Consider the following 10,719-nt stretch of genomic DNA (forward strand, 5'->3'; position numbering starts at 1 on the left):
CGACTACCACGTTTATGTTGTCGAGTGGCTAGAAAGAGCCATATGCGGACGATCAGGAGTTATAATGTCTGAAGTCAAGGTTTGACTCCATTCGCTTTATTAGCCATTTATGCTCAGTTTTTCTTGAAGCTCAATGTCGGTAATATTTTTCAATTCGTTTTCAGCTAGGATTTTAACTATATCCTTTCCTTTTCGATATAGTTCGTTTTCCTGTAAGCGAGTGAGAAGCTTGCTATATTTATCTTCGTTAAAAGCTTCATCTGAAATCACAATCAATAACAGTGTATTAGCAGCTTTATTAGTAATCTTAGAATATGCATTTTGTGCATGTAGGTTTCGTAAGAATGCCTCATTTAACCAACCAAAGTTGAACCCTTTGCGGATATACTTAACTTCTATAATATAATCTTTAGCTAGTAATGATTTACCTTCTAAAAATATATCTAATTCAAACCCCGCAATCATCATATTATGACTAACTTTATACTTGTTGCTGTAAATTTTATTCAGTCTATTAAAAACACAAGTCTCAATTTGAGAGTAAGCCCTACGAAAAGAAGCCTGTTGGTTAGGGGAAGTATTAAACTGAACTAAGCCTTCTATTTCCTTACTTTGTTTCTCTTCTATCTCATCTTGGGTTGACTCACGTAGAGCATTTTCCTTAAGTTTAGATTCAATCATAGTTTGCTTATCTAGATGAGATTGGTTTACCTGCCATTTTTTTAAGCCCATATAAATAAAAATCATTCCAACGATTGCTGCAATGGATGAAAACCAAGGTATAAACGTAAATATAAAAGATATTAAAGACTGCCGTTTTTGAATTATATCTTGAGCAACTGGAGTTAATGCTTGAATTTCTGCATGGGTCTTAAAAAGATCAAAGGGCTCTCTTAAAAAAAGCCAAGGGGTTGTAACTGATAGTGTAATTAGAACCACACCTAAAGAGACAATAAATTTATACAGGTCCCCAAACTCAAACTTCATGCATACTCCTTGAAATGCCTAGCGCTTAGCTAACAGGCGCAGAATTCTTTTCTGCGCCCTTGGTGAGCTTTTTGTTAGGCTTAAGTGTTGGCGAACAAATTTGGGGGGAAAACGAATAATCCCCACTTAACTTTTCAACTACGACTATTTCTTTGTCATTTATCTCTATTACCTTTTGCCCTTTTGATATCTTACACCTAGAGAACTTTTTCGCTTCTAGATTATAGATAAATGCTTTCGTCGTATTTTCTACGAAATTTTTATAAGCAGGCATGGCATGACCACTTATCCCCCAATAAAACCCAAGTATTGAAGGGAAAACAAAAAAACGAACCAAAAACGTTCTGAATGCATAGTCCTCAATTTTTTCAGGGATTATATGCTTTAGACATACATCAGTCTTGAACTGCTCTGCATGCGCAATTATTAGCATATAGAATTGTCCAAAAATTAATATTACTACAAATACAAGATAGGTGAACGCTAATATAAAAAGCGGGACAAGCATTACTGCAACGAGGTTTATTGAATATATAAGCTTCGACGATTCGAATGTAACTATTTCGTTTACTATCTGGGATGAAAGAGCATACGCAAAATTTGTTGCCACAGCATAAATAACTAAAATAAGCCCCTTTCCTATATTTGTCTCCCAGACTTTTTTATAAACAATTAAAATATCAGATGCGACGCCACAAGTAAGAAGTAAGCCAGCCGCTACAAAAACCGAAAAGAATATATCGGAAAAAGGGGTGACGTACCAAAAGGCAGAAATTAAGCCAACAACGAAGCCAAAATAGTAGAACTTTTGACTTCGGTTTAGTTTGCTACAAAGAACCTGATTTTTCTCATAGAACCTTCTAGCCTTTTCTCGAAACCTTCCCAATTAAATTTTCCCTTGTAGTTTAATATTGGGCTAATCGCGCATATTTCTGCTGACTTAGCGTTTATTTATCTATTTTATATAGTTTTAACAAATTACCTAAGGCATTACTATCACAAAGTTTTCTAAAACTTTTAAGTAAAGTTAAATAGAACAATATACGCGCTTCGCTTATTTTCATGAATATATGCGCAAGAGTAGTTTGACCACTCAATTGACTATTATATTACTCAATATCAATGACCGGTTATCGCTCATTGTTGCCTGTCAGGTTAAGTCTAGTGAAATAGATTGCATTGCATAGTTAAAGTTTTTATATTGTTCGGCAATATTTTATTTGGTGCTAATAAAGCACTGCGTGCAAAGGAAAGCATGTGAATTATAAAAAAATGTACTACCCAGTTAAGGCGCTTGCTGTTTTATCTTTAGTTGCTGTTGCTATTAAGTACTGGATGCCAACTGAAATTGGCTTTGCGTTTATGCTGTTGCCTTATTTGCTTCTATATTTTTTAGCTAACGCTAAAAACTATAAAAATAAACGGCTCATTTTTATTAGAATTATAGCTGCATTATGTACTATTACTTTAGCGCCAGTACTTGTCTTTGGTATTGAACCTGACCCTCAGGCTGGGATTGGTATTATGTTTTTGCTGATAATGCAGCTAGCTGCAATTAGTGCCTCTGAATTTATTATATTATTCTTTTATGTTGATAATGATTAAAAAGCAAACTGCTCATTTAAAGTTAAAAAAAACCTAAAAGCGGTTACCCACTTTTAGGTTTTTTAATGTATTAGGGCTAAATTAGCTATTAATCATAATACATTTGATATTCACAAATTCGCGCATACCAAAGCCGCCGTGCTCTCGGCCGTAGCCACTTTCCTTAACACCACCAAACGGTAGGTTAGGTTGTGCTAAACCGTAGCCGTTAATATTGATCATGCCGGTGTCGAAGTACTTTTTAGCAAGCTCAATGGCTTTTTTCTCGTCTTTTGAGAAAATACCACCGCCTAAACCGTAGCGAGAATCGTTGGCGATGCGCATAGCATCGTCGTTATCTTTGGCTTTAATAAGCGAAGCGACAGGGCCAAATAATTCGTCGTCGTAGGCCGGCATGCCAGGTGATAGGTTATCTAGTAGAGTAGGTGGGTAGTAATAGCCCGTTTGCGATGGTATTTCGCCACCCGTTACTATGTTTGCACCTGCTTTAACTGATTCCATTACTTGGTCGTGAATACCGTCGCGTAAATCTTCACGGGCCATTGGACCTAAGTCTGTGTCATCTGCCATTGGGTCGCCCATTTTCATGGCTTCGAACTGCTCTTTAATTTGTGCTTTAAAGTCATCGTAAAGTGACTCAACAACAACATAACGTTTAGCTGAAACACACGTTTCGCCGTTATTGATCATGCGACCTGTTACACAGGTTTTAACTGCAAGCTCTAAATCTGCGTCATCGAGTACTAAGTAAGCGTCATTACTACCAAGCTCTAACACTGTCTTTTTAGCGTGTTTACCCGCTTCTTCAGCTACTTTTTTACCTGTGGCATCGCTACCCGTAAAGGTTACGCCGCTAATTGCTTTGTGCGCAATGAGTGAGCTGGCGGTTTTACCGTCGATGAGTAAGTTGCTGAAACAGTACTCTGGGAAACCAGCTTGTTTAAATAGCTCTTCAATTTTTTCAGCCATGCCAAATACGTTACCAGCATGTTTTAATACGGTTGTGTTACCCGCCATTATGTTGGCAGCACTGTAGCGAATTACCTGATAAAGCGGGAAGTTCCACGGTTGAATACCTAACAGTACACCTGTTGGTTGATAGCTGATAATTGCACGGCCGCCGTCCATATCACGTTCTTCGTCAGCAAGTACTTGTGGGCCTTGTTCAGCTGTGTAACGACAAATTCCTGCACATAGTTCAACTTCTTGAAAGCCTTGCTCGTATACTTTACCCATTTCTTCGGTCATGAGTTTTGCGATAGATTCTTTTTGCTCTTCGAAAAGTGAGGCTAACTTATTAAGATATCTCGCACGTTCAGTGAACGACGTTAAGCGCCATTTTAAATATGTTTCGTGAGATTTTTCGATTACCTGTTCTGCTTCTTTTTGAGAAAGTAGCGTGTAGGTTTCAATGGTTTGCTCAGTTGCCGGATTAATCGTTTTAACTGTGTTACTCATTTCTATCTCCTTACAAATTAATTATCTATAAGGGTGCAAAACGAAAGCCAATATCAAAAAAACAGTATTAATTAATCTCAAGCTATTGAAATGTAGTATCTATTTTTGGTTTTTTATTCTGCTAATAACTTTTTACTACTATGAATATATTATCCAAAGCAGTAAAAAGTTCTGATTGATGCAAAATTTACAAGGTTGACTGCTCATGCTTATTCAACTTATAGAAGTTCTTTAGCAATGCGCTTTAGTAGGTAGGTTTCTCGTAAAATGGAGAGTCCTTGTTTTTCACTGTTAGCAAGTGTGCGCTCGTTATGAGCAATTGCATTGTTAATATCAACCCATTTAGCAGTCATGCCATTTTGCTGCTCATAATGCTCTAACTGTGCTTTGCCAAACTCGTCGGCAATATTACATACAAAGCAATACGATTTGATATGAATAATATCAAAGTCTTCTTTATACCAAGGGCGATACTCTTCATAGAGTCCAAAGGCTTTAATTACACTTATTTGTTGTGCACCGGTTTCTTCGCTTAGTTCGCGAATTAAGCCTTGTTCAATACTTTCGCCTTCATCTACTCCACCACCAGGTAAACTGTAATCTTCATAGCGGCTTGTATACATTAAAAGTATTTTATTATTTTTAATAACAATGGCGCGAGCTGTTAAACGCGTAAACTGACTACCGTGGTCAATATTAATACCTGAATGAATTAAGGTTTTTAATTGCTGCATTTCGTCTCCTTTTTTAAGCTTTTAATGATAACAGTTGCTACCATTCTATAAATAGAAACGATTTTAATTATTTTTCGTAATTTGTGATCGTTTTTTTAAGCATACGTAAATATTAGGTTGGTAAAATAAATAGCATTGGATTAATTAGCTATTTAAGTAATTAGATTCTAGGCGTGCCTTTAAATTAATATTTAGGATGCGTAGAATAAGAAAAAAAGCATAGGGATTTATCATGTTAGACATACTTTTAGTAGACGATGACGTTGAATTTAGTGACGTTGTTTGCCACATAGTCGAATTCCTCGGCCACAATATAAGCACCGCCACCAGTTTAAAAGAAGCACATCAATGGTTTGAAAATAATACCTTTGACCATGTGCTACTTGATTTTATGTTACCTGATGGTAGCGGTTTGCATTTACTTGATCATTTAAAAACGATTGGGCAATCTCCAAAAATTACACTTATATCGGGTCATCCTTCAGTTAAAGGCATTTTAGCTGAAATGTGTGAGCCAAATGTAGGGCATTTATTAAAGCCATTACAGCGTGAAGATTTAGAACTCGTTTTGAATGGCCCTAAAAAAGCAGTTAAAAAAGCAAAATCGAGCGGTATTGTACGCCACTTTGGTGGGTTAATTGGTGAATCTGAGCCAATGCAAAAGCTTTACAACATGATTGAACGCGTTGCTAAAACAAATGCTAACGTGATGCTTATGGGGGAAAGTGGTGCAGGTAAAGAAGTAGTGGCTCAAGCTATTCATAACGCAAGCCAATGCGAAGGCCCATTAGTTGCTAGCAACTGTGGCGCACTTTCAAAAGAGTTAATTGGCAGTGAATTATTTGGCCACGAAAAAGGCGCATTTACAGGCGCAATTGCACGCAAAGAAGGTGTGTTTGAGCAATCTAATAACGGTACTTTATTTTTAGATGAAGTAACCGAGATGCCAATTGATATGCAGCCAAATTTACTGCGAGTGCTTGAAACTAAAAAGGTAACACGCGTAGGTGGTAACAGAGAAATACCAACCAATTGTCGTGTTATTTCAGCTACGAACCGTTCGCTTACTGATTTAGCACAAAATAATATTATTCGTGAAGATATTTACTTTAGGTTGGCTGTTTTTCCTATTGATATACCGCCACTTCGCGATAGAAAAGAAGATATTCCTTTATTAGCTAAAGCATTTTTAGATCAGCTTAATGATGAAAACGGTACCGCATTTAGTTGGACACCCGCGCAGCTTAAAGAGCTACAAAGTTATGAGTGGCCGGGTAATGTGCGCGAAATTCGCCACGCTATACACCGTGCATTTATTATGAGCGATCCGCAAACTAGCGATATTATTCTACCAGATAACTTAGAGTCGCCTTTTTCGCGCGTTAATAATCAAACTGCCGAAAAGCCAGTATCAGCAGGACAAACCATTGAAGAAGTCGAAAAAGAACTTATTCATGCAACGCTTGACAAGGTGCAAGGTAATAAAACGCTTGCTGCACAAATGCTAGGTATTAGTACTAAAACACTTTATAACCGCCTTAATGCATATGGCGGTATTGGCGAATATAAATAGATTTGAGGAAGTACATGACATCCGATAACCAAACAGAGCAACTAAATAAGTTAGTACACGATGCAAGAGCGCCGCTTAATCGTATATCGATGAATGCAGAGCTTATTAAGTTGGTACTTGAAAACGATATGCCAAAAGAAAAAGCGCTAGATGCACTTGATAAAATTATTAACAATTGCCAACAGTGTAGTGAAAGTTTACAAAAAATCACTGACTCTCAATAAATAGTAAGTGTTGTACAAACTCTAATTCGGGAAGCTAAATGAGCAAGCAAAAACAGCAAGGTAAAGCGAATGTTACTTGGGCAGCTTTTATAGTTGTTGTGTTAAGTATTATTGTAGGTAACGCAGTTTTAGCATTGAATACGATTCAAGGTTTAACGCAAACCCAAAAGAGTTTAGACAACACTAATATGCTGACAACGGGAATTGAGCAACTGCATTTATCAGTAGTTCAAGCTGAGTCGGGTCAGCGCGGTTATTTATTAACAGAAGAGACTGACTATTTAACGCCTTATTATGATGCTATAGGACAAATTGAAGCGCAAATAAATCATGTTAAGTCGCTTCACTCTGAAATTGACGGTCAAGCAGAGCGCATTGCTCAGTTGCTAGTATTAGTTGATAGCAAAATTAAAGAGCTAAAACAAACGGTGAATCTTGCTCTGGATGACAAAGAACGACGTGCGCTGTATGTATTAAATACACATAAAGGCCGGGAGCTTTATAAGCAAATTCGCGAGAGTGTTAATGAAGTTCAAGACCGCGAATTACTCTTTAAAGTGAGCCATTTTTCAAAGTTAGCGCAAATTAAAAATGAAGCTAAAATCACGTTTGCTATTACAGCAGTCACAAGCGTATTACTTATTATTGGTATGTTTGTGATGACTCGTCTTAATTTAAGAAATGCAGCGCAGTATCGCTTTGAGCTTGAGAAACAAAACGATACTTTAGCAAGTAAAGTGTCTGAGCGTACGCAAGAATTAACATTGTATTCTGACGAACTGAGCCGAAGTAACCGAGAGCTTGAAGAATTTGCTTTTGTAGCGAGCCATGATTTACAAGAACCGCTTAGAAAAATTCAAGCCTTTAGTGACCGCCTCGAAACCATGTTTAAAGATGAGCTGGGTGAAAAAGGGATTGATTACATTGGCCGCATGAAAAATGCAGCGCAACGCATGTCTAACTTAATTAATGACCTATTAGAGTTCTCGCGTATTACAACACGCGGCAAAGACTTTGATGATACAAATTTAAACGAAGTAGTAACCGATATATTAAGTGATTTAGAAATTGCGATAGGTGAGTCTAATACACAAGTTGATGTAGAAGACTTACCGGTTATTCAGGCTGATAAAAGCCAAATGCAGCAGCTGTTTTTAAACTTGTTGTCGAATGCAGTTAAATTTAGACGCCCAGATGTAAGTCCACATATAAAAATTAGTTATCAAGATGAAGATATTTTTAGTGAGGATCATAATACCAATTTGAGCTTTCAAGTTATTACCATAGAAGATAACGGTATTGGTTTTTCACAAGACTATGCCGATAAAATATTTGTACCGTTTCAGCGCTTACATGGTCGCTCACAATATAAAGGCACGGGTATTGGCCTTTCTGTATGTAGGCGTATTGTGGAGCGCCACGGTGGTACAATTACAGCCCAAAGTAAAGACGGTGAAGGTGCAACCTTCATTATAAAACTACCTGTGGAAGCTGCGCTTTTCACATTGCAAGGAGAGGCTTAAATGCCCTATTCAAAAGTAAAACCTATTACTATTTTAATGGCAGATGATGATGAAGATGATCGTTTGTTAACACAAGATGCCCTTGCCGAAAGCCGTGTACTTAACGAGCTTCATTTTGTTGAAGACGGCGTTGAGTTACTTGAATATTTAGAACGTAAAGGTAAGTTTGAAGACAAAACAGTGTCGCCACGACCAGGATTAATATTACTTGATTTAAACATGCCAAGAATGGATGGCCGTGAAGCGCTTGAAGCTATAAAAGGGAACCTTAATTTAAAGGGAATCCCGGTTGTTATATTAACTACGTCTAAGCAAGAAGAAGACATGGTTAAAGGCTATAACTTAGGTGCTGCATCTTATATTACAAAACCAGTAACGTTTGATGGTTTAGTTGATTTGATGAAAACGCTAGGAAAATACTGGGTAGAGTTTGTAGAGCTACCGACAACATTTAACGATTAATGGAGATTGTATGTTAGATAAAGTGACTCAGTTGCTGCTTGTAGAAGATGATGAAGATGATTACATACTCACCTGCGACTATCTGGACCAATTGGATTCACACACGTTTAACATTCAATGGATAAGTTCCCCAGAGCAGGCAGTTGCAACGCTTAGCAAAAATGAGCACGACATTTGCCTGCTTGATTACCGCTTGGGTGCATCTAATGGTTTAGATGTATTAAAAGAAGCCATTGCTAATGGCTTTAGCGGCCCAATTATTATGCTTACCGGGCAGTCAAACGACGAGTTAGACTCGGCGGCGCTTGATGCCGGTGCAGTAGATTATTTAATAAAAACAGAAATGAGTTCGAGCCGCTTTGCGCGCGCTATTCGCTATGCACTTGCTCGTAAAGATGTTGAAGGTGAGAGAGTAGAGCGTTTAAAGGCCGAAGCTGAAAATCGCTCAAAAGACCGCTTTTTAGCTCATTTAAGCCACGAATTACGTACCCCTCTGTCGTCTATTTTAGGTTACACCGAACTATTAATGCAGAGCGACTTTAGTCAGCAAGCAGAAAATGAATTGGGTGTTATTTATCGAAACGGTAAACATTTATTGAGCCTGTTAAACGATGTGCTCGACTTATCTAAAATAGCAGCCGATAAACTGGAACTTACCCTAAGCGAAGTTAACCTTGATAGCATGCTTGCCGATGTATACACGCTAATGCGCGTATCGGTGCTAGATAAGGGCCTTACGCTGCGCTTTGAATCTCATCAGCCATTACCTTTGGTTGCACGACTGGATGCAACAAGAGTTCGCCAAATTTTAATAAATCTAATAAACAATGCGGTTAAATTTACCGATAAAGGCGAAATTGTTGTTAATGCGTGGACGCAGTGGGTTGATGATCGTGAAATGCTATTTTTTAGCATTAAAGACTCAGGCATGGGCATTGCCCCTGAAAAACAAGAACTAATATTCAAGCCATTTGAACAAATAGCCGATGTAGAATCACGCTCTGTAGGTGGCGCAGGCTTAGGCTTGGCAATATGTGCTGAATTGTTAGCACGTATGCACGGTGATATTAGTTTGCATTCTGAAATTGGTAAAGGCTCTACGTTTACTATTTCGGTTTACCCAGGTGATATTAGCGAAGTAGAACGACAGGTACTTAATTTTAGCAGTGCGCCGCAACTACAAAGTAAATCGGCTCCATGTAAAGTGCATGGGCGAGTATTAGTAGTTGATGATTTACGTGATTTACGCATGCTAGTCGGTCATATGATCAGTACCTGTGGTGCGCGCGTCGATTATGCCGAACATGGCCAACAAGCGCTTGAAAAAGTGCGTATTGCAGATGCGTATAAAGCGCCTTACGACATTATTTTTATTGATATTCATATGCCTGTAATGGGCGGCAAGGAAGCTACCATAGAGCTTAGAAAAATGGGTTACAAAGGCCCAATAATCGCGCTCACTGCCGCTACTATGAAAGGCATACATGAGGAGCTTGCTGCACTTGGCTTTAACGATGTAATACCAAAACCTGTTGATAGCGCGGCTTTATATCAATGTTTGCAAGATTATTTGGTAGCGCCAGAGCATGCACCGCAAGCTAAAGATATAAATTGTAGTAAGGGCTTAACCGAGAAAAAGCAGCGCTTTTTACTTGTTGAAGACGATCACGATGCAGCGCAAATTACGCAGCTACTTTTAGAAAGTCTAGGCGTTGAAACCGTCATTGCGTCTAGCTGCGCACAATGTTTGCAAATACTTAATCACGACCAGCAATTTAATAAGGTATTGCTAGATATGCATTTACCCGATGGGCGTGGCATTGATTTAGGCCAGCAAATTAATGAGCGATATCCAGAGCTACGCTTGGTGATTGTAAGTGGCGCAGAGCCAGATCCAAGAGAAATAAAAGATTTAAATATTGACCGAGTTTTACTTAAACCTATTAATTTGAGCTTACTTGAAACGCTTATTAGCTAGGGCCAGTTTATCTTTCGAGGTTAAATTTGCAGCAGTATGTTTGGTATTTAGGCAAGGCAGAGCCTGTGTAGTGTGGTTATTCCCCATAAATAGGCGATAACGTAGCACAAATGCCAAACATGCGCTGCCCGAAGGGTTCTGCCCAGGGGCTATTTACTCTTTGTTGCCTACATGG

At 38.3% G+C, this 10,719-nt stretch carries 10 protein-coding genes; 6 read left to right on the plus strand and 4 right to left on the minus strand.

From position 1 onward, the window contains the following. Positions 1 to 99: 99 nt before the first annotated feature. Both CXF76_RS13255 and CXF76_RS13260 read right to left on the minus strand, forming a co-directional pair. Positions 100 to 987 carry a hypothetical protein gene (locus tag CXF76_RS13255; RefSeq protein WP_101163918.1) on the minus strand — a complete coding sequence of 296 codons (888 nt, stop codon included), beginning with the start codon at positions 985 to 987 and terminating at the stop codon, positions 100 to 102. 25 nt (positions 988 to 1,012) lie between these two features. Then, positions 1,013 to 1,873, minus strand: coding sequence for a hypothetical protein (locus CXF76_RS13260; protein ID WP_101163919.1), 861 nt, complete (start codon positions 1,871 to 1,873; stop codon positions 1,013 to 1,015). A gap of 371 nt (positions 1,874 to 2,244) precedes the next feature. Between CXF76_RS13260 and CXF76_RS13265 the strand changes: the two genes are divergently transcribed. Continuing rightward, the gene (locus CXF76_RS13265; RefSeq protein ID WP_039485094.1) at positions 2,245 to 2,592 is read left to right on the plus strand and encodes a hypothetical protein; all 348 of its coding nucleotides are present in this window, start codon (positions 2,245 to 2,247) and stop codon (positions 2,590 to 2,592) included. Positions 2,593 to 2,673: 81 nt separating this feature from the next. Here CXF76_RS13265 and CXF76_RS13270 read toward each other — a convergent pair whose 3' ends face one another. After that, entirely contained in the window at positions 2,674 to 4,050 is a 1,377-nt protein-coding gene (locus CXF76_RS13270; protein WP_101163920.1) for an NAD-dependent succinate-semialdehyde dehydrogenase, read from the minus strand. 218 nt (positions 4,051 to 4,268) lie between these two features. Then, positions 4,269 to 4,784: an NUDIX hydrolase gene (locus CXF76_RS13275; RefSeq protein WP_024608475.1), complete on the minus strand. Its 516-nt coding sequence runs from the start codon at positions 4,782 to 4,784 to the stop codon at positions 4,269 to 4,271. Between the two features lie 232 nt (positions 4,785 to 5,016). Between CXF76_RS13275 and CXF76_RS13280 the strand changes: the two genes are divergently transcribed. From CXF76_RS13280 to CXF76_RS13300, 5 genes are read left to right on the plus strand one after another with little or no spacing between them, the layout of a single operon-like run. Next, complete coding sequence (locus CXF76_RS13280) at positions 5,017 to 6,357, plus strand: sigma-54-dependent transcriptional regulator (protein WP_101163921.1); 1,341 nt, start codon at positions 5,017 to 5,019, stop codon at positions 6,355 to 6,357. A 14-nt stretch (positions 6,358 to 6,371) separates the two neighbouring features. Beyond that, the gene (locus CXF76_RS13285) at positions 6,372 to 6,581 is read left to right on the plus strand and encodes a histidine kinase dimerization/phospho-acceptor domain-containing protein (protein ID WP_007581523.1); all 210 of its coding nucleotides are present in this window, start codon (positions 6,372 to 6,374) and stop codon (positions 6,579 to 6,581) included. Between the two features lie 38 nt (positions 6,582 to 6,619). Beyond that, entirely contained in the window at positions 6,620 to 8,104 is a 1,485-nt protein-coding gene (locus CXF76_RS13290) for a sensor histidine kinase (RefSeq protein WP_101163922.1), read from the plus strand. After that, on the plus strand, positions 8,105 to 8,566 hold the full coding sequence (locus CXF76_RS13295; RefSeq protein WP_024590273.1) for a response regulator: 462 nt from the start codon (positions 8,105 to 8,107) through the stop codon (positions 8,564 to 8,566). It abuts the gene before it with no gap. A 10-nt stretch (positions 8,567 to 8,576) separates the two neighbouring features. Then, entirely contained in the window at positions 8,577 to 10,544 is a 1,968-nt protein-coding gene (locus CXF76_RS13300; protein WP_101163923.1) for a hybrid sensor histidine kinase/response regulator, read from the plus strand. Positions 10,545 to 10,719 lie beyond the last annotated feature (175 nt).

This window comes from Pseudoalteromonas sp. 78C3, from assembly GCF_002836695.1.
Lineage (GTDB): Bacteria > Pseudomonadota > Gammaproteobacteria > Enterobacterales > Alteromonadaceae > Pseudoalteromonas > Pseudoalteromonas arctica.